The sequence below is a fragment of the Thermocatellispora tengchongensis genome, from assembly GCF_014202315.1.
GTDB lineage: Bacteria > Actinomycetota > Actinomycetes > Streptosporangiales > Streptosporangiaceae > Thermocatellispora > Thermocatellispora tengchongensis.
In genome coordinates, this window is the sequence record NZ_JACHGN010000007.1 from 31113 (window position 1) to 50479 (window position 19367).

The window sequence follows — 19367 nt, forward strand, 5'->3', positions numbered from 1 at the left end:
TTTCCTCAGGACATTGCTTTGGCGACGGAGGGCGGCCTATGGTCGATCCGACAGTGCTCGCAGCGCACGGCCCCCGCCGCCGGACCTTCAGGGAGAATGCGTGTCCCTCGACGACCTCGCCCGCCTGATCGCCGACCCGCCGATCGAGTTCCGGCCCGAGCTGCGATGGTGGCTGGCCGAGGGCCTGCACACCGACGAGACGCTGGTCCGCGAGATCGACACCGCGCACCGGCTCGGCTTCGGCGGGATGGAGTTCCTCGCGATGGACGAGGCCGGCATCGACCACTCCCGCTACGGCTGGGGCGCCGAGGAGTGGACGCACGACTCCCACGTGATCGTCGCGGAGACGACCAGGCGGAACATGTCGGTGAGCTTCACCTCCGGCACGAACTGGTCGAACGCGAACCTCCCCACGATCACGCCCGACCACCCGGCCGCGGCGCAGGAGCTCGATGTGGTGATCGAGGACCTCGCCCCCGGTACGGCCCGTGGCGGGCCGCTGCCACGCGCCGATCTCGACGCCGCGCCCGGGGCGGCCCTCCTGCCCGGCCACCGCGGCAAGGTCACCGAGCAGCACCTGGTGGCCGTGGTGGCCGCCCGCGTGCACGAGACCACTGCGACGGGCGCGATCCTCGACGTCGACTCCGTCGTCGATCTATCCGGCCGGGTGCGGGACGAGACGCTGGAGTGGACCGCGCCCGCCGACGGCGACTGGCGGCTGTTCGTCTTCTGGACGCACGGCACCGGACAGACCGCCTCACCCTCGGCGTCGGTCAACTACACCGTCAACTACCTGGACCGCGACGGCGTCGAGGCGGTCATCGACTACTGGGACTCGGTCGTGCTCACCCCGGACATGCGCGAGCAGATCAGCCGCAACCCCCGGGTGCAGATGTACATGGACTCCCTCGAACTGGCGACCTACGGCGCCGGCGGCCTGTTCTGGGGACGCACCCTCGCCGAGGAATTCCGCGCCCGCCGCGGCTACGACATCACCCCCTGGCTGCCGTTCCTGACCCGGAATGTGCCTTTCATGGCGGTCAGCACGACCTACCACAACGACGCCACCGAGGAGCACCGCGCCACGGTCGAGAAGGTGCGTTTCGACTACGTTCGCACCCTCACCGACCTCTACATCGAGAACATGCTGCGCCCCTTCGCCGCGTTCCTGCACGACAACGGGATCACGCTCCGCGCCGAGATCAGCTACGGGCTGCCGTTCGAGCTCACCCGGCCGGGGCCGGAGGTGGACGGGATCGAGACCGAGTCGCTGGAGTTCGGCGCGCAGATCGACGCCTATCGCCTGATGGCCGGCGCGGCCCACCTGTTCGGCAAGCAGTACTCCTCCGAGACCGGCGCGACCACCCGCAACCACATGCTGGACCACCGCTTCTACGACCAGATCATCGCCACCCAGCTCGCCGCCGGGATCACCAGGACCGTGCTGCACGGCTGGGCGAGCACCGCGGGCGCGGAGGGCGTCACCACCTGGCCCGGCCACGAGGGCATGTGGCCCCTGTTCTCCGAGCGGTTCGACGCCCGTCAGCCGGCGGCCGAGTTCTACCCGCTGTGGAACCGGGCGATCGGCCGCTACCAGGCCGTCCTCCGGCAGGGCAGGCCGCGGATCGACGTGGGGATCCTGCGCACCGACCACTTCACCGACAACACCTCGGGCCTGGTCTTCGTCGCCCCGGACGGCAGGAGGATCCCGGATGAGGACGCCTACGGGCGCATGTGGATGCGCGACCGGCGGAATCACTGGTGGCAGGACCTGGGCATGCAGGACGCCGGGTGGACCTACGAGTTCTTCGACGGGTCGCTGCTGCTGCGCGAGGAGGTGTCGTTCGACGGCGGCCTCGTGCAACCGGACGGCCCGGGCTACCAGGCGCTCATCGTCTACCAGGAGACGCTCGACCCGGACGTGGCGGCCAGGCTCCTGGAATGGGCGCGCAACGGCCTGAGACTGCTCATCGTCAACGGCGCCACCGAGGTCCAGTGGCTCCTGGCCGGCCGGTACGCCACCCACGCGCGCGCCGCCGCCCGTACGCCCGGACTCGACGGCCGCGACGAGGAACTCGCCCGCACCATGGCGCGACTGCGCGCGCTGCCCACCGTCTCGGAGGTGCACGACCCGGCCGACACCCTCGCGGCGCTGCGCGGGCTCGGCGTCGCCGGGCGCGCCGAGTTCACCACCGGCGACCGCAGCGTGCTCGGCCACCTGCGCGAGGACGGTGACCTGCTGCACCTGTACCTCTACCACTTCCTCTACGAGACCGGCGAGCCGGCCACCGTCGAGGTCGCCCTGCCCGGCATCGGGTCCGCGTACCGGATCGACGCCTGGACCGGCGGTGTCCGCCCCCACCACGGCGTCCGGTACGCCGCGGGGAAGACCCTCGTCACCGTGACCCTGACGCCCGGAGAGACGACGCTGCTCACGATCGACCGCTCGGCGCCCGAGCCGACGGCCTCGGCCCCCGTCGCGCCCGAGATCCTCCAGGAGATCCCGGAGTGGACGGTCGCGGTCGAAAGCTGGGACGCCGGCGGCTTCGAGGTCATCACCGAGGACCGCGGGCTCGGCTACCGGACCCGAGAGGTACGGCCGACGACGGCGGTCACGCGGCTCGACGGCGGCCACGGCCCGCTGCGCCCGTGGAAGGACATCCCCGGCGTCGGCCCCGAGGTCAGCGGTGTCGGCGAGTACAGCACGACCTTCACCCTCGCCGAGCCGCCCGTCCCGGGGACACGTTATGTGCTCGACCTCGGCTCGACGGCGGGCGGCCTCGGCTCCGTCCGGGTCAACGAGGGTGAGGCCAGGGGCTTCGACACGTCTGCCCCGCGCGTGGACGTCACGTCCGACATCCGGGCAGGGGAGAACATGGTGACGGTCCGGGTCTCCAGTTCGCTGAACAACCGGCTGCTCGCCCGGGGCTACTACGACTCGGTGCCCGACGTCCTGTCGCGCTTCACCGGACGCGACGAGATGCAGAAGACCGAGGTGCACGACCACGGGCTCCTCGGTCCGGTACGGCTGCTGCGCGAGGCGACGGACGGCTGAACCGCACAACCCGGGCGGCCGGCCGCGCGGCGTCCCAGGCCGCCCGCTGTAGAGTTCCGGACGGAACGCGGGCCAACCGCGCGGGGGGGAGGTACATCGTGACGCGAGCGCGACGCTACGACCTGGACCGGCAGGACGTCGACCTGTCCCCCGTCATCGAGCCCGACCCCCTCGACCCGCGCGTCTCACTCACCTCGATCATCCACTGGGCCGACAGCCACTCGGTGCGGCTGGCCGTCATGAAGGCCGTGGACTTCCCCGTCAACGACCTGCCGATGTTCCTCGTCGTCAACCAGCTCAGCTACCGGGGAGCGCTGCGCCCCAGCGAGCTCGCGCAGACTCTGGGAACGGGCCGGGCCAACCTCTCCAAGATCGCCAACCGCCTCGTCGAGGCGGGCCTCATCGTCCGGGTCCCCGAGCCGTCCGACGAACGCAGCGTGCTGCTCGCGCTCACCCCCCGCGGCCGGGAGATCGGCGAGCGGATCATGAAGCACGTCCAGCGAGCCCTCGACTCGGTCCTGGCCGACTGGAGCGAGGAGGACGTCACCACGCTCAAACGCCTCCTCGCCCGCCTGGCCCGCGGCACCGTGTGGCACCAGCAGATGGCGGGGCGTTAGCCGGCACGTCCACCCCCGTGCGTGCCGGATCACCGCCGGTCAGAGCGGACCTCCGGCCCCCTTCGCCCTGCCCCACCGGCTCCTGACCGGCCGACTCCCGGGCCAGCAGGCGCATCGCCCCCAGCACAGGATCGTTGTCACTAGAGCACCTTCCGGGCGCCCGGCAGGGCGCGTACCAGGTACGCCGCCGCCCAGCACAGCGGCAGTGCGAGGACGGCGAGCAGCGCGGCCTTCGCGACCGCGGGCGCCTGTACGTCGCTGATGGCGTGGTTCAGGGCGACCAGTACGACCGTGTGGATGACGTAGACGGCGAAGGCGTGCGCCGACAGGAACCGGCGGCGGCGTCCCTGGTGGCCGAAGCGCTCCCGGAACAGAACCAGCAGGCCGAGGGTGATGCCGACGGCGAAGGCCGACTCGCAGGTTGCCGCCACCAGGGACGGCAGGGTTCCGTGGCCCAGGCCCGCCTCTCCGGTGGAAACCAGGACGAGAAGGAGCGCGACCGCGGCGACGGCCGCGGCGGCGAACCCGGCCCGGCCCGCCGTTCTGGACAGGCCGCCCAGCCAGCCGCGCCGGGCCGCGAGCAGTCCGACGGTGAACAGTGCCGCGTACTGCGGCAGGTAGGCGGGGGAGGGCAACCCCAGGATCGAAACCCCTATCGGCACCGCGATGCGCCACAGGTAGGTCACCAGCGCCAGCCCGACGGTGAACCCGGCGATGGCGAGGGCGCCGGGCGTCCGGCCCGTGGCCGAAGGCGATTCAGACGTGTGCCGGCCCTTTACGGCCAGGCGCCGCCACAGGACGTACAGCACGCTGAACACCAGCAGCACCTCGACGAACCACATCGGCCCCGGTATGAACGACTGCAGGTAGTACTGCAAGTAGGGCAGCTCGGTCCCCTGCTGGGCGGCGGCGTCTCTCGCGGCGGTGTAGCGGTCGACGGTCGCCAGGGGGCGCAGCACCAGCAGCCAGAGCAGCAGCGGGACTCCCAGCCGCAGCAGCCGCTCCCTCAGGAACTGCCCGGCTCCCTTGCGGTCGTAGGAGCCCGGCACGAAGAGTCCTGAGACGAGGAAGAAGGCGCCCATGAAGAACGCCTGGTTGAACAGGATCACGAAGTCCAGGAGCGTTCCTGAGGGGTCGGCCGGCGGTTCGGTGTAGTACCAGCCCGGGATGTTGCTGTAGCCGAGCGCGGAGTGGTGGATCACCACGAGCGCCGTCAGGGCGGTGCGCAGGTTGTCGACGTACAGGAGCCGCGGGGAGGTGCTGGGCGGCGCGGCCGGCCGGTTGACGAGCTGTGTCATCGGTTCGCCCTTTCTCCAAGGGGGTCGGGTCCGAGCGGTGACGGTGAAGCCGGGCAAGCCCGGCCCTCAGTTGTATCTGTTCTATTATGTGTATATCAGATAGAATCGTGGTGTGTGGCTGACCCTTGACCTTGACAGCGAGATCCCGATCTACCAGCAGATCCGGGACCGGATCGTGGAGGCGATCGCCAGACGGCAGGCGCGCGAGGGCGACCCGCTCCCCTCCACGCGGCAACTGGCCGCGGACTTCGGCATCAACTTCCACACCGTGAACAAGGCCTACGATCTGCTGCGACAGCAGGGCGTCATCCGAATCAACCGCAAGAGCGGCGCGGTCATACGGCGTGATGCCACCACCGGCCCCCCCGAGACGCCCTTCATCGACGACTGGGAGGAACGCATGCGCGTGCTGCTGGCAGAAGCCACCGTTCACGGCATGGACCGGCAGGATGTGCTGCGCCGCTGCGAGGCGCTACTGATCGGCTTCGAGGAGGACGCGTGATCCCGCTGCTCCTGGCCGGCCTGATCCTCATCGCACTGATCACGTCGCTGATGCTGGCGCTACCGGCGCTGGCCAGGCCCACCCTGCCGTTCGGAGTACGCGTGGGCGTCCAGCGGGTGAGCGACCCGACCGTCATCGCCGCACGTCGGCTCTACGCCCGCCTGACCGTGGTGGCGGCCGCGCTCGCCGCGGTGGTCTCGATCCTGGTGCTGCCGGGCGCGGGGTCCGCCGCCGCGATCGGCGTCATCGCGTCGGCGGTGACGGCCGTGGACCTGCTGTCGTACTACGGCGCTCATCGCAGGATCCGCACCGCCAAGCTCGCCGGCGGGTGGACGACCGAGCGACGTCAGGGCGTCGCCGTGGACACCACCTTCCGCACCGACCCGGTGCGGGTGCCGTGGTCGTGGGGCCTTCCCGCTCTGGCCATCGTCCTGCTCACCGCGGGGATCGGCTGGGTGCGCCACAGTTCGTTACCGGCCACGCTGCCGCCGTTGTTCGACTACGGCGCCGGCTCCACGCGGCGTGAGCCGACGACCGTGCTGAGCGCCTTCCAGCCGGTGATCTACCAGATCGCCATCACCGTGATCGTCGTCGCCGCGCTCCTGGTCGTGCTGCGCGCCCGCCCCGACCTCGATGCCGCCAGGCCCAAGGGCTCGGCCCGCCGCTACCGCGTCTACCTGCGCGGCATCGCGGTGATGTCACTACTGTCCGCGGCCTGCCTGAATCTGAGCCTGCTCTTCGCGGCTCTGCGACTGTGGGAGATCGTCACTCCCGCGATCGTCTGGCAGGTGGCCGTTTACGTCCCGCTCATCGTGCTGCTGGGCGGCTGGCTGATCTGGGAGATCAAAGTGGGCCAGGCCGGGCACCGGCTGCCCGCCCTGCCGGGCGAGGAGCTGGAGGACTCCGGACTCGGCCAGCGCGACGACGACCGCCACTGGTTCCTGGCCGGCACCGTCTACATCAACCGCCGCGACCCGGCCCTGCTCGTGCACGACCGTCTCGGCTCCTCCTCGTGGACCCTCAACCTCGGCCATCCGATCGCATGGCTCCTGCTCGGCGTCCTCGCCGTCGCCCTGATCGTGTTGCTGGGGCCGGCGCTGGCGGGTCGTTGATCTGCCCCCAGAAGCACAGCCTCTTCCGACGACCGCCCGCGACCTCAGTGGAATATCAATTCCGCTGGGCCGGGGTCGGATCATCCGCCGTAGTCGCCACATATTCCAGGTTGTCGTCGATCAGGTGATCGAGCGCTTCTCTGGCGGCGGTCAGGCTGTTGATGGCGGACGAAAGGCGGGCTCGCTCCTGATCCATCGTGATCAAGGCTCGCAGCGCTTTCGCTCTGCTGGGCTCCGCCATGCAGGGGACTATCTCGGCGATGCTTCTGCTGGACATGCCGGCGGCCAGGAATTTCTGAATCAGCGCCACCCGCTCGACGTGATCGTCGTCGTAGTACCGCTGGCCGCTGGGGGATCTCCTGCTCACCAGCAGGCCCTGCTGCTCGTAGTAGCGCAGTGATCGACGGCTTGCTCCTGTCCGGGCGGACAGCTCACCGATCCGCATCTCACCCCTCATGTGCATTGGGGCACAGAGACTTGCCCATGACATCGATGTAAGCGTTCAGCGTAGCCCAGGGCTCGCGACCCCGGTGTCAGGGCATCCGGTCGCCGGCCTCTCGTCTCGTCTGCTCACCGTCCGGTGGTGCCCGTCACGACCTCCCCGATGCGCGGCAGCGTGGCGGGCATGGAGTCGCAGGCCAGGATGTCGGGATAGGCTTCCGGCCATGCCACCCGCTTCGCGCCGTACCGAATCCGGGTCGCATCGCGGCGTCGAGACGCCGGCGTCTCAGGGACAGCAGGCCGCGCTGCGACTGGCTCGGCGGCAGTTCATCGGCGGCGTTCGCGTCGAGATGCAGACCCTCGCGAGCGAGCTCGGAGTGAGCCGCATGACCCTGAACCGCTGGGTCGGCAGTCGTGACCGGCTTCTGGGTGAGGTCAACTGGTCCCTGGCGAAACCCACCCTCGACCTTTGCCGCCGGCAGGCCACGGGTTCCGGGGTCGAGGCGGTGGCGCAGACCCTCGAACGCTTCATCGCCACGGGGCTGGCCTCCCCTTTCATGCAGACCTTCCTGAAACAGGAGGGTGAGATCGCCCTGCGGATCCTGACCACGCGAAGCAGCGAACTGCAGCGCAACTACATCGCGTACGTGTCCGACCTGCTGCGGGAGGAGCTGCCCGGACCGGTCGGAGATCTGCCCATCGAGGATCTGGCCTATCTGGTCGTCCGCATCACCGAGTCGTTCTGCTACGTGGACATGATCACCGGCGACGCGCCGGACGCCACCAAGGTCGGTGCGGCCATCAGGCTTCTGTTGTCCTGATCGGCGATCCGGCCGCGTCGGCCACGTGGGTGTCGAGAAAGAAGCGCATCTCCTGGGCCACGAGTTCGGGCTCCTCGTAGCAGGCGAGGTGGCCCGCGTCGGCGAGCAGCACCGACCGGCCGCCGGGGATCTGCCGCACGTCCGCGATCTGTTTCTCCTGGTTGACCACGAAGTCCTGGCCGCCGAGCAGGTAGAAGACCGGCACTCTCAGCCGGGGGAGCTCGTCGGCCATGCTGGTGTACACGCCGCCGCCGAGCCACCCTCGCCACATCTTCTCCGTGACCGTGGGCATGGTGCGCAGCAGGTCGGTCGTCTTCGCGGGATCGTGTGAGATGCCCGCGATGCCCGCCGTTATCGTCTCGATGTCGCCGTACGCGGCGTAGAAGCCCTCGATGACCGGGTCGCCCGCGGAGGTGCCGCCCGCGTTCCACGGCATGATCCCCACGACCGCCTGCACCTCGTCGGGGTGGTCCAAGGCGATCCGCATGCTGATGGCGCCTCCCAGTGACAGTCCGGCCGCGACGAAGCCGGTGAGCCCGATTTCGCGGCAGGCGTCGAAGACGGTTTCCGCGAGGCGAGAGAGATCGCCGTCGGCGTGCGCCCCGGCCGACCCCGCGTGTCCGGGGAGGTCCATGAGGACCGCGCGGTAGCCGTCGAGCAGCGGCTCGATCCCGGCCCAGCAGTCGATCGAGCAACCGAAGCCGGGAAGGAGGACGATGGCCCGCTGCCCGTCGCCGCGTTCCTCGTAGTGATCCCGTTGGTGGTGATGGGCATTGGACCACCCCTTGCGAGTGTTACTTTTTGGAATCTGTAACGTTGCCCGCAGGTTAACCGCGCCGCAGGAGCGTGCGCAAGGGGTCCGGCTCTCCGCCTCGCGGACTTCGATGGGACGGCGGCCTGGAGTCAGGACAACCGGCGCTTGAGGATCTTGCCCGTCGACGTCATGGGCAGGCTCGTGCGGAACTCCACGATCCGCGGGTACTTGTAGGACGCGAACTGGTCCTTGCCCCACGCGAGGATGTCGTCCTCATGGCCGGCCGCCTTGACGATGACGGCCTTGATCTCCTGCCCGTGCGACGGGTGCGGGACCCCGATCACGGCAACGAGGGAGACGGCCGGATGCTCCATGAGCACCTCCTCCAGCTCGCGCGGATACACGTTGAAGCCGCCGCGGATGATCAGATCCTTCGATCTGCCGACGATGCAGTAGAAGCCGTCCTCGTCCTTGCGGGCCAGGTCCCCGGTGCGGAACGAGCCGTCTTTGATCGCCTCCCTGGTGGCGTCCGGGCGGCCGTAGTAGCCCTAATGCTCCACCGGCAGCGCGGCGCCGCCCGAGGCGACCACGCGCAACCGGCCCTTCAGGAGGTCGCCGCCCTCGACCTTGTCAAGCGCGCGGAGCAGCGCCCAGAACATCGTCGGGACGCCGGGGAACACGGTCACCCGTTTATCGATCATCGCGCGCAGTGCGGCCTCGGCCTGCGAACTACCGGAGCATCACGGCCGTGCACCCTTAGGCCGTCGCCGCGTTCCGGACGCACGTCAGAGCCAGTGAATGGAACAGCGGCGCCGCCAGCAGGTAGGTGTCGGGACGGGTTGGATCAAGGTCGTACAGGACGCCGACGGCCGCCACGTTGGTGAGCAGGTTATGGAGCTCCGCCCCCTTGGGCTGCCCCGTGGTTCCCGAGGTGTAGATGATGACGGCGGAGTCCTCGTCGTCAAGCGCCATGGTGCGGCACCGGCTCCGACCGGCCAGCGGCTCGCCCTGCCATGTGGTCGTGCCGTCGATCTCGGTGGCACCGATCGTCCGCGCCCCACGCCCTCCCGCGAGAGCTCCGCCGCGAGGAGGTCGGCGCGATGAGCCACCTCGCGGAAACTCAGCCGCCTCGGTCCGGCGACGATGGCCGTCCGCTCGCCATACCGGGACGCGGCCTCGTCGATCAGGGTTGCCAGGCTCGTCATGCCTCTCCCTCGGCTCACGCCTTGCGTTACATTGTTCATTATGTAACATCGCCTTTCAATCGCAGCTACCGCAGGAGATGACCGATGAGCACGGCCGGCCGCGAGGTCCATCTGGTGGCACGCCCGACCGGGATGCCCTCCCCGGAGAACTTCTCGATCGTGGAGGTCGACGTCCCCGATCCGGGCCCCGGAGAGGTGCTCGTACGTAACGACTGGATGTCCGTCGACCAGTCGATGCGAGGCCGGATGCGCGACGTCCCGTCGTATCTTCCGCCGTTCACGCTCAACGCTCCGATGGAAGGGGCAGCCGTCGGCACGGTCGTCGCGTCGCGGACCGAGGCGCTTCGACCGGGTGACACGGTGTGGCACCACCTCGGCTGGCGCGACTACACCCTCGTCAAGGCGGAGGAGACTCATCGCCTGGACACCGCGGGCGTGAACAGCTCGGAGTACCTCGGCGTCCTCGGCATGCCGGGTCTCACCGCGTACCTGGCGCTGACCGAGATCGCGCCCGTGCGCCAGTACGCCGTGCCCGCACCGGTGCCGCCGACGCAGATCATCCGAGCCCCGGGGCGAGCGGTTCTACCAGCTCAGGTTCCAAGAGCCCGGTCCCCGGAGGAGATGCTGATGCGCGACGTCGGCCGCTCGCTCGCCGCGATCCTCAACGACCGCTACGACCTGCGTGAGACCTCGCTCTTCGTCACCGGCGGCGCCGATCCCGTCACGACCTTCATGCGCGTTCACACCGGTGCGAGGGCGTTCGAGAACCTCAGCACTCTTGTCGTCCACGGCGCGGGGCATTGGGTGCATCAGCAGGCTCCGGACAGGGTGAACCAGGCGCTACTGGCCCACCTGCGTCGCGTGGACGGCTCCCTGGGATCGCCAGACCTACCATCGGCACGAGCCCTGCCCGCACACCTGGGACATGTCAGTTGACCGTCATCCGTACGCCCGCGAGCCCGGCGACTTCCTGCGCGCCCGGGTGCGCCCGCAGGACGTGGCCTCCCACTTCGATCATCGCGTGAACGTTCGCGCCGGTTCCTCACGAGCGGGACCAGGGCGAACGGGATCCCGAACGACAACACGACCTGGCTGAACACCAGCGCCCGGGTGGGTTCGACGCCGAACGCGAGCACGGCCAGGGCCGGCACCACGGCGAGGCTTCTCCGCACGTACAGCGGAATCCGGCGGCGGAGGAAGCCCTGCATCACCACCTGGCCCGCGTAGACGGGTCCGTACGTACGGCATAGACGTCCGGGAGCAGGCGACGCCCGGACGCGCCCGCACCCCGGCACACGCCGCCTGCCGGCGTGAGGCGGGGGCCGCATGAGCTACCGGGCCGGCGAGCGGCTCGGGCGACGGGCACACCTGGTCGAAACCACCTCGATGGAGGCACCCCGTACTGGACTATGTGCGGTGCGATTGAGGCCGAAATCCGCATCGCGAATGCCCACCGGTTAGAGCGAGCTTCCAATGTTCACACCGACCGCCGCTGAGAGAGAAGGCCCCTACCGCCTCCACCTACCAGGGAGTGACGGTTCGTCTTGCGGTCGTGGCGCGGTCATGATCTTGGGAATGATTAAGGCCCTGGTCTCCGATTGCTCGGTGACCAGGGCCTTCTTGGTAGCGGGGGCAGGATTTGAACCTGCGACCTCTGGGTTATGAGCCCAGCGAGCTACCGAACTGCTCCACCCCGCGTTGCGTTGTGTCTAAAGACTATCGGGATCGCGGGGGTGAGGCAAATCAGGTCGCTAGCCGCTGGTTGTGGGGGCCGGGGTCGGAGTGGCCGACGGGGTTGTGGTGGTGGTTGGTGTCGGGGTCGGGGTGGGGGTGGTGGTGCCCGTGGGGAGTTTGCCGGCGTTGAGGCGGTTCAGGGCGTCCTGGAGGCGGGCCTGGGCCTCGCCGTAGGCGGCCCAGTCGGGCGGGTTGGCGGACAGGGCCTTGCGGGCGTCGTCCTGGGCCTTGCGGGCGTCGTCGATCGCCTTGTTGAGCTGCGCGGCGGAGGTCTCGTTCGGGACCGTGGCCTGGTTGTCGTTCTGCTGGTCGGTCTGCTCCTCGGTGGGCGCCTGCGCGCCGGTGCCCTCGAAGACCTGCTTGAGGGCGCCGTCCAGGGTGTCGGCGGAGCCGACCTTGTTGCCGTAGGAGACCAGGACGCGGCGCAGGATCGGGTACGGCTCCTGGCCGGAGGCCGCCGCCGTCTGGACGTAGACCGGTTCGACGTAGACCAGGCCGCCGGCGAACGGGAGGGTGAGCAGGTTGCCGTAGCGGATCTGGGCCTGGCCCAGGCCGAGCAGGTTCAGCTCACCGGAGAACTTGTTGGTGAAGTTGTTCTGGACCTGGCCGGGGCCGGGGATGGTGGTGTTGGACGGCATGCGCAGGATGCGGAGCTTGCCGTAGTCGGGGCCCGGTGTCGCGTCCACTGCCATGAAGGCCGCGAGGTTCGGGCCCTGGCGGGGGACGAACGTCGTGGTGAGCGAGAAGGACGGCGCCTGGGCGTCGGGCATCTTGACCGACAGGTAGTACGGCGGCTGCTTGATGTCGCCCTCGCGCAGGGACGGGTCGTTGGGGACGTTCCAGAAGTCCTGGCCGCTGTAGAAGGCGTTGGGGTCTTCGATGTGGTAGCGCGAGAGGATGTCGCGCTGCACCTTGAACAGGTCCTCCGGGTAGCGCAGGTGCGACCGCAGGTCGGCGCTCATCTCGTCGGCCGACTTGACGATGCCGGGGAACGCGTTGCGCCAGGTCTCCAGGATCGGGTCGCGGTCGCCCCAGGCGTACAGGGTGACGGTGCCGTCGTAGGCGTCGACGGTGGCCTTCACCGAGTTGCGCATGTAGTTGATCTCGTCGCGGGGCTGCTGCGGGATCGTACGGGTGTCGGTGGCGGTGTCGCGCACCATGTCGCCGAAGCTGCGCCGCTCGGAGTACGGGTAGTCGTTGGACATCGTGTAGCCGTCGACGATCCAGGTGACGCGGCCGTCCACGATCGCCGGGTAGGGGTTGGCGTCCATCTGGAGGAACGGCGCCACCTTGGCGATCCGCTCGCGCGGGTTGCGGACGTACAGGATCTGCGACTTCTCGTTGATGTCACCCGACAGCAGGATGTTCGTCTCGCTGTACTTCGCGGCGTAGAGCAGCCGGTTGAAGAACGACCCGACGGGCACGCCGCCCTTGCCGGTGTAGCTGGTGTTCTGCTGGCCGGTGCCGCTGCTGAGCGGGTAGTCGAGCTCCTGGCCCTGGCCGGAGCCGCCGCCGGCGATGACGTACTCGGTGGAGGACGACTCGCCGAAGTAGATCCGCGACTCCTTCAGGCCGCTGCGCTGGACGAGGTCGCCGGTGACCGGCATGTCCTTGGCGTCGAAGTTGGGCAGGCCCTCGGAGTCGACCTCGTTGCCGGGCGCGGCCACGATGCCGTAGCCGTGGGTGTAGACGAGGTGGCGGTTGATCCAGTTGTCCTGCTCCGGCGGCGGGCCGGTCAGCTCGCGAACCGCCACCACGGTGTCGCGCATCTGGCCCTGGGTGTCGCGGTAGCGATCGACGTCGAGTTGGTCGGGGAAGTCGTAGTAGCCGCGGATGCGCTGCTTTTGCTGGTAGGTCTTGGAGACCAGGCTCGGGTCGAGCAGGCGCACGCCGGAGATGGAGGAGTCGGAGTTGACGTCGGCCTTGGCCGGGTCGCCCTGGGCGTCGTAGTTGATCACCTCGGACTTGTCGACGCCGTACGCCTCTCGGGTCGCCACGATGTTGCGCCCGATGTACTCCCGCTCACGGGCCTGCTGGTTCGGCTTGACCTGGAACTGCTCGACGAGGGCCGGGTAGACCCCGCCGATCAGGATGGCCGAGAGCACGAGCAGGCCGAACGCCACGCCGGGGATCATGCCGCCGGGGCGTACGACGCCGGCGAAGAACAGCACGGCGCAGATCAGCGCGATGATCGCCAGTATGGTCTTGGCCGGCAGCACCGCGTTCACGTCGGTGTAGGACGCGCCGTCCACGAACCCGCGGTCGGAGAAGACCAGGCCGAACCGGTCGATCCAGTAGGCGATGGCCTTGAGCAGCACGAACACACCGACCAGGACCGACAGGTGGACCCGCGCGGCGCGCGAGGCGTGCACGCCGGGCGACTGCAGCCGGAACCCGCCGTAGAGGTAGTGCACGATCGCGGCCAGCACGGCCGAGATCACCACGGCGGTGAACAGGAACGTCAGCACCATCCGCAGGAACGGATAGGTGAACATGAAGAACGACTTGTCCATGCCGAACTCGGGATCGTTCGACCCGAACGGCTCGGCGTTGACGAACTGCAGCCAGGTGGGCCACTGCCCCGCGAGTGAGGAGCCGGAGAACAGCGCCAGCACCGCCATGCCGATCAGGAAGATCAGCTTGCGGTGCGGGTCGAGCGCCATCCGGTAGCGGTCGGCCCCGCTGGATCCCCCGAACATGGCGGGCCCGAACATCGGCCTGGTGCGGTAGGCCAGCACCATGTTGCCGCCCACGATGCCCACCATGAGCACGGCGCCGGCGAAGAAGAGCAGCACTTGCGTCATCAACACGCCGGAGAACACCGACGAGTAGTTCACCGCGTCGTACCAGAGGTAGTCGGTGTATATGCCGGCGAACAGGAAGAACAACGCCACGAGCGCCACGATCGCGATCACGACGGGCAGCAGAAGGCGTGGCCGACGGGGCAAGCGCATCGCCCTGCCGGCTCCGGGGGTCCGGAAGCTCAAGGCCAACCCCTTGTCTTAAGAGCAACGGTCCGTGATTGGCAACCTACACCGGTGACGGCGCGGTCGCGGCGCGGCGCTCGGGCACGGTCCGGCCACATCCCCTCTGCCACCTGTACAGGGCCTAAAGAGGCCAACGGACGGAGGCGCGCGGTAGTGCCCCGGCTTTGGGAGATCTTTACCGGGCGATGCCCGTAAGGGTGATGCCGGTGTCCGTGATGTCGGTATCCGGGGGATGTGTCACGACGCGCCGCAGGACTCGACGCCAGTCGTGCGGTTCTCCCGCAGCGAGTCGATCGCCTGTACGGCCGCGCTCAGCGTGTCGACCTTGACCAGGCGCAGGCCGTCGGGCACGGCCTTGACCGCCTCGCCGCAGTTGGCCGCGGGGGTCAGGAAGATGGTCGCGCCGGCCTGGCGGGCGCCCACCATCTTCTGCTGGATGCCGCCGATCGGGCCGACCTTGCCCTCGGGGGTGATCGTGCCGGTGCCCGCGATCGACTTGCCGCCGGTCATCGAGCCGGGAGTGAGCTTGTCCACGATGCCGAGGGAGAACATCAGGCCCGCGCTCGGGCCGCCGACGTCGCCGACGCTGATGTCCACCTCGAACGGGAACTTGAAGCTGGCTTCCATGGTCACGCCGACCATGGACTTGCCGTCGGAGGTCGCGACCGTCTTGATCGGCACGGTGGTCCGCTTGCCCGCGCGGGTGACGCCGAAGGTGACCTGCTCGCCCGGTTTGTGCGCGCGCACGATCTCGGCGACCTTCTCCACGTCGGTGGCGGCGGTGCCGTCGACCTCGTTGATCTCGTCGCCCGGCTTCAGCGCGCCGTCGGCGGGCTTGCCCTTCTCGGTGGCCATGACCCTCACCACCGAGGAGAACGGGATCTTGAGCTGGTTCAGCGCGGCGGCGGTGGCGTCGTCCTGGGAGGTGGTCATCTCCTGGGTGTTCTGCTGCTCGACCTCTTCGGCGGTGCTGGTGCGCGGGAAGATCGTCTCTTCCGGCACGACCGCGATCGTGGAGTCGACCCAGCCGCGCAGCGCGGTCAGCAGGTCGATGCTGGCGTCGGGCCCGCCCTGGTAGGCGACCGTGACCAGGCGCAGCGCGCCCGTGGTCGGGTAGGTCTGGCGACCCTTGATCGTGATGACCGGCTGCCCCTTGACGTCGCCGATGGTGTTCTCGGTCGGCCCCGGGCTCAGGACGACGTACGGCACCGGCATCAGCGCGCCCGCGACCCCCAGCACGAGGGTGAGCAGGCTCGCCACCATCAAGGTCAGTGCTCGTCGGGACATGGACGAAGCCTATGCGCTCTCGCCACGCGGTAGCCGCGCCTCACTCCGCGTCATTCGCAGGCGCCGACCCACTCGGTGGTGCCGTCGGCGAACACCTGGTGCTTCCAGATCGGCACCTCGCTCTTGAGGTCGTCGATCAGGCGCCGGGACGCCTGGAACGCCTCGCCGCGGTGCGGGCAGGCCACCGCGACGATGACCGCGATGTCGCCGAGCTCCAGGTCGCCGACCCGGTGCACGGCGGCGAGCGCGGTGACGGGGAAGTCGGCGGCGACCTTCTCGGCGACCCGCCGCAGCTCGGCCTCGGCCGAGGGGTGGGCGGAGTAGGAGAGCTTCGTCACGGTCTTGCCGTGATCCTGGTCGCGCACCGTGCCGACGAAGATCGTGGTGCCGCCCGCGGCGGTGTCGCCGACCGCGCCCAGCACCTCCTCCACGGAGAGCGGCGTGTCGCGAATCGCCAGCAGCCGTATGGTGTCCACGGTCCTGAGCCTACAACCGCCTCCGCCGCCCGGAGGGTGAGGCGGCGCGCGGGATGCGTACGGGAGCGGGTCAGATGCGGCGCTTGCGGCGGGCCCGGCGGACCACGGCGGCGGCGCCGATGACGGCGACGGTGGCGCCGGCGGCGGTGATCGTGGCGTCCTTGCCCGACAGGCGGCGGCCGACGACGGCGTGCTTGCCCGCGCTCAGGTCGAGCAGGTGCTGGAGCGCGGCCTCGTTGGTCCAGGAGGGCTTCCAGCCGACCGCGGCCAGCGAGGAGCACTCGGCGACCCACGGGTAGACCACGTAGTGCAGGTCGGTGGCGGGCGCGGGGGTGATCCCCAGGCGGTGCAGGCGCTGCGCGGTGCCGAAGGTCAGCGCCGCGGGCAGCTCGAAGCGCCGCAGCCCGGAGATCTCCTCCACCTGCTCCTGCTCCAGCCACCCCTCGCAGCCGACCGCGACCGCGCCGGAGACGGTGCCGAGCGCGGCCAGCTCCAGCGCGGTGACCAGGTCGTCCACGTGGCAGAACTGCCAGCGCGGCGCGCAGCCCTTGACGGTCAGCAGCCTGGGCGCCTCGAAGTGCCGGGTGACCACGGTGTCGATGCCCTCGCCCACGACCGCGGCCGGGCGGAGCACGGTGACCTCCAGGCCCGGGTGGGAGCGCAGCGAGCGGCGTACGAGGGCCTCGATCTCCAGGTAGTCGCCCACCACGCCGGTGTCGGGCTCGGCGGCGACGTCGGAGTCCTCCGGGAGCGGCACCGGGTTGTCGGGCGACGCGCCGTACACCATCGCGCTGGTCACGAGCACGACGCGCCGTACGCGCGCCGCCGCGCTCGCCGTGAGCACGGTCTGCGCCGCCCTCAGGTTGTACGCGCGGCGCTCGGTCGGGTCGGCGTCGAGGGCGTAGTCGGCGGCGAGATGGACGAGCACGTCGATGTCGGACAGCCGGTTCGCCAAGAGCGGATCTCGCACGTCGATCACCCGCCACGTGACGTCCGGGACGTCACCGCGCTGCTCGTCGATGGCCACGACGCGGCGGAAATCCGCAGACGAGGCCACATGGGCGAGGAACGCCCGGCCCAGACCGGAGGCCGCGCCTGTCACGGCGACGACCGGTGTCCGGTGGCGATTCGAGGTAGGCACCAGGTCCTCACTTTGCACTGATCCGCCCCATGACGGATAACGTGGCGGATGTGGACTCCTCCATCCTGCACGAGGTAGACCGGTGACTGACCTGCCAGGTCGTGAAAACGACCCAAACGAAAACCCGTTCGCCATGTTCGGCAACCCTGAGCAGATCGCCGCGGCGATGCGCCAGTTCGCCGACATGCTGTCCGCTCCGGCCGCCTCGGGGCCGGTCAACTGGGACATGGCCAAGAACATCGCCCGCCACGCCGTGGTCGCCGAGGGCGATCCCAGCGTGATGGAGGGCGAGCGGCGCCAGGTGGTGGAGGCGCTCAACCTCGCCGACCTGTGGCTCAACCAGGCCACCGCGCTGCCCAGCGGCGTCACCACGGCCGAGGCGTGGAGCCGCTCCGAATGGATCGAGAAGACCATCCAGGTTTGGCAGAAGCTTTGCGATCCGATCGCGGCCCGCATGGTCGACACCATGGGCGGCACCCTCGGCTCCGCGGGGCTGCCCGCAGAGGCCCAGGCGATGGCCGGGCCGCTGATGGGCATGCTGAAGCAGATGGGCGGCATGATGGTGGGCAGCCAGATGGGCCAGGCCCTCGGCACGCTCGCCCGCGAGGTGGTCGGCTCGTCCGACATCGGCCTGCCGCTGTCCGACACCGCGGCGCTGCTGCCCGGCGGCATCGCGGCCTTCAGCCAGGGCCTGGAGATCCCCTCCGACGAGATCCGGCTCTACCTGGCGCTGCGCGAGGCGGCGCACCACCGGCTGTTCCAGCACGTGCCGTGGCTGCGCGCCCACCTGCTCGGCGCGGTCGAGGAGTACGCCCGGGGCATCACGGTGGACGTCTCGGCGCTGGAGGAGCAGCTCCGCGGCCTCGACATGAACAACCTGGAGCAGTTGCAGCAGGCGCTCAGCGGCGGCGCGCTGCTCAAGCCGGAGGAGACCGAGCGGCAGAAGGCCGCGCTGGCGCGGCTGGAGACCATGCTCGCGCTGGTCGAGGGCTGGGTGGCGACGGTGGTCGACGCGGCGGCCGAGGGCAAGCTGCCGGCCGCGGCGGCGCTGGCCGAGACGGTGCGGCGGCGCCGGGCGAGCGGCGGGCCCGCGGAGCGTACGTTCGGCACGCTCGTCGGCCTGGAGCTGCGGCCGCGGCGGCTGCGCGAGGCGGCGGCGCTGTGGAAGGCGCTCGGCGACGCGCGCGGCGTGGACGCGCGTGACGCGGTCTGGGGTCACCCCGACCTCATGCCCACCGCCGACGACCTCGACTCCCCCGAGTCGTTCGTCAGCGGCGGACCCGCGTTCGACCTGTCCGACCTGGAGTTCCCGGGCGAGGGCGACGGCGAGAAGGACGGCGGTCCCGGGGACGACACCCGGTGACGGTGCTGCACGACGACGCGCTGGCGGTGCTGACCGGCTGGACGGCCCCCGGCGCGGAGGAGGAGCTGCTCCGGCGGGAGTTCGTCGAGCACCTGAAGACGTACGACGACGCGATGTCGCGGGCGTGCGCGCCCGGACATCTGACCGCCACGACGGCGGTGCTGTCGCACGACGGCGAGTACGTGCTGCTCACGCTGCACCCGAAGGCGGGCATGTGGCTGCCGATGGGCGGCCACTGCGAGGAGGACGACTCCACGCTGGCGGAGGCGGCGCTGCGCGAGGCCACGGAGGAGTCCGGCATTCCGGGCCTGCGGCTGCTGCCGGGACCACTGGCGCTCGACAAGCACGAGGTCTGGTGCCACCCGCCGCGGAGCTGGCACCTCGACGTCGAGTACGGGGCCGTGGCCCCGGCCGGCGTCGAGCCGGTGATGAGCGATGAGTCCCTGGACCTGCGCTGGTTTCCGGTGGACTCGATCCCGGAGCTGAGCGACGAGGCCACGCGCCGCCTGGCCGCCCGCGCCCGGACCCTGCTGCGCGCCGGGGGGTGACGGCCGGACGGTGGTTGCACCGTTCC

Annotated in this window: 17 protein-coding genes, 1 tRNA gene and 2 pseudogenes; 8 read left to right on the forward strand and 12 right to left on the reverse strand. The window is 69.8% G+C overall.

The window, feature by feature from the left end:
* Nucleotides 1–100: 100 nt before the first annotated feature.
* Both HNP84_RS17355 and HNP84_RS17360 read left to right on the forward strand, forming a co-directional pair.
* Entirely contained in the window at nt 101–3055 is a 2955-nt protein-coding gene (locus tag HNP84_RS17355) for a glycosyl hydrolase (RefSeq protein ID WP_185050792.1), read from the forward strand.
* Between the two features lie 98 nt (nt 3056–3153).
* Nucleotides 3154–3672, forward strand: coding sequence for a MarR family winged helix-turn-helix transcriptional regulator (locus HNP84_RS17360; RefSeq protein ID WP_185050793.1), 519 nt, complete (start codon nt 3154–3156; stop codon nt 3670–3672).
* 140 nt (nt 3673–3812) lie between these two features.
* On the opposite strand, the gene HNP84_RS17365 is transcribed toward HNP84_RS17360, so the two are convergent.
* Nucleotides 3813–4970: an acyltransferase family protein gene (locus HNP84_RS17365; RefSeq protein ID WP_185050794.1), complete on the reverse strand. Its 1158-nt coding sequence runs from the start codon at nt 4968–4970 to the stop codon at nt 3813–3815.
* A gap of 112 nt (nt 4971–5082) precedes the next feature.
* Between HNP84_RS17365 and HNP84_RS17370 the strand changes: the two genes are divergently transcribed.
* Both HNP84_RS17370 and HNP84_RS17375 read left to right on the forward strand, forming a co-directional pair.
* On the forward strand, nt 5083–5472 hold the full coding sequence (locus HNP84_RS17370) for a GntR family transcriptional regulator (protein ID WP_185050795.1): 390 nt from the start codon (nt 5083–5085) through the stop codon (nt 5470–5472).
* Nucleotides 5469–6584 carry a DUF1648 domain-containing protein gene (locus HNP84_RS17375; protein ID WP_185050796.1) on the forward strand — a complete coding sequence of 372 codons (1116 nt, stop codon included), beginning with the start codon at nt 5469–5471 and terminating at the stop codon, nt 6582–6584. Before HNP84_RS17370 ends, HNP84_RS17375 begins: the two co-directional genes overlap by 4 nt.
* Before the next feature lie 55 nt (nt 6585–6639).
* Here the strand turns inward: HNP84_RS17375 and HNP84_RS17380 are convergent, their stop codons facing one another.
* Entirely contained in the window at nt 6640–7029 is a 390-nt protein-coding gene (locus HNP84_RS17380; protein ID WP_185050797.1) for a MerR family transcriptional regulator, read from the reverse strand.
* Between the two features lie 220 nt (nt 7030–7249).
* On the opposite strand from HNP84_RS17380, the gene HNP84_RS17385 reads away from it, so the two are divergent.
* Complete coding sequence (locus tag HNP84_RS17385) at nt 7250–7846, forward strand: QsdR family transcriptional regulator (RefSeq protein WP_185050798.1); 597 nt, start codon at nt 7250–7252, stop codon at nt 7844–7846.
* Here the strand turns inward: HNP84_RS17385 and HNP84_RS17390 are convergent.
* The 4 genes and pseudogenes from HNP84_RS17390 to HNP84_RS56705 all read right to left on the reverse strand — a co-directional run bounded on the left by HNP84_RS17390 (nt 7827) and on the right by HNP84_RS56705 (nt 9854).
* Nucleotides 7827–8858: an alpha/beta fold hydrolase gene (locus HNP84_RS17390; RefSeq protein ID WP_221336382.1), complete on the reverse strand. Its 1032-nt coding sequence runs from the start codon at nt 8856–8858 to the stop codon at nt 7827–7829. The genes HNP84_RS17385 and HNP84_RS17390 overlap by 20 nt on opposite strands.
* Nucleotides 8750–9148 (reverse strand): annotated as a pseudogene (locus HNP84_RS57060) (AMP-binding enzyme); the annotation flags it as partial. The pseudogene HNP84_RS57060 and the gene HNP84_RS17390, both read right to left, overlap by 109 nt.
* Entirely contained in the window at nt 9149–9301 is a 153-nt protein-coding gene (locus HNP84_RS51115) for a hypothetical protein (RefSeq protein ID WP_221336384.1), read from the reverse strand.
* A 55-nt stretch (nt 9302–9356) separates the two neighbouring features.
* Nucleotides 9357–9854, reverse strand: a complete 498-nt coding sequence (locus HNP84_RS56705; RefSeq protein WP_345600207.1) for an AMP-binding protein — start codon at nt 9852–9854, stop codon at nt 9357–9359.
* Between the two features lie 35 nt (nt 9855–9889).
* Between HNP84_RS56705 and HNP84_RS17400 the strand changes: the two genes are divergently transcribed.
* Nucleotides 9890–10741, forward strand: coding sequence for a hypothetical protein (locus HNP84_RS17400; RefSeq protein ID WP_185050799.1), 852 nt, complete (start codon nt 9890–9892; stop codon nt 10739–10741).
* A gap of 116 nt (nt 10742–10857) precedes the next feature.
* Here the strand turns inward: HNP84_RS17400 and HNP84_RS55055 are convergent.
* From HNP84_RS55055 to HNP84_RS17425, 6 genes and pseudogenes are all read right to left on the reverse strand, one after another.
* Nucleotides 10858–11133 (reverse strand): annotated as a pseudogene (locus tag HNP84_RS55055) (divalent metal cation transporter); the annotation flags it as partial.
* A 293-nt stretch (nt 11134–11426) separates the two neighbouring features.
* Nucleotides 11427–11503 (reverse strand) — tRNA-Met (locus HNP84_RS17405).
* 53 nt (nt 11504–11556) lie between these two features.
* Nucleotides 11557–14493: a UPF0182 family membrane protein gene (locus tag HNP84_RS17410; RefSeq protein ID WP_185050800.1), complete on the reverse strand. Its 2937-nt coding sequence runs from the start codon at nt 14491–14493 to the stop codon at nt 11557–11559.
* A gap of 270 nt (nt 14494–14763) precedes the next feature.
* Nucleotides 14764–15813, reverse strand: a complete 1050-nt coding sequence (locus HNP84_RS17415; RefSeq protein WP_185050801.1) for a YlbL family protein — start codon at nt 15811–15813, stop codon at nt 14764–14766.
* Nucleotides 15814–15863: 50 nt separating this feature from the next.
* On the reverse strand, nt 15864–16289 hold the full coding sequence (locus HNP84_RS17420) for a molybdenum cofactor biosynthesis protein MoaE (RefSeq protein ID WP_185050802.1): 426 nt from the start codon (nt 16287–16289) through the stop codon (nt 15864–15866).
* Between the two features lie 70 nt (nt 16290–16359).
* A complete protein-coding gene (locus HNP84_RS17425; protein ID WP_246518333.1) occupies nt 16360–17433 on the reverse strand; it encodes an NAD-dependent epimerase/dehydratase family protein in 1074 nt (357 codons plus the stop codon).
* A 130-nt stretch (nt 17434–17563) separates the two neighbouring features.
* Between HNP84_RS17425 and HNP84_RS17430 the strand changes: the two genes are divergently transcribed.
* Both HNP84_RS17430 and HNP84_RS17435 read left to right on the forward strand, forming a co-directional pair.
* Entirely contained in the window at nt 17564–18793 is a 1230-nt protein-coding gene (locus HNP84_RS17430; protein WP_185050804.1) for a zinc-dependent metalloprotease, read from the forward strand.
* On the forward strand, nt 18790–19341 hold the full coding sequence (locus tag HNP84_RS17435; RefSeq protein ID WP_312925067.1) for an NUDIX hydrolase: 552 nt from the start codon (nt 18790–18792) through the stop codon (nt 19339–19341). Before HNP84_RS17430 ends, HNP84_RS17435 begins: the two co-directional genes overlap by 4 nt.
* Nucleotides 19342–19367 lie beyond the last annotated feature (26 nt).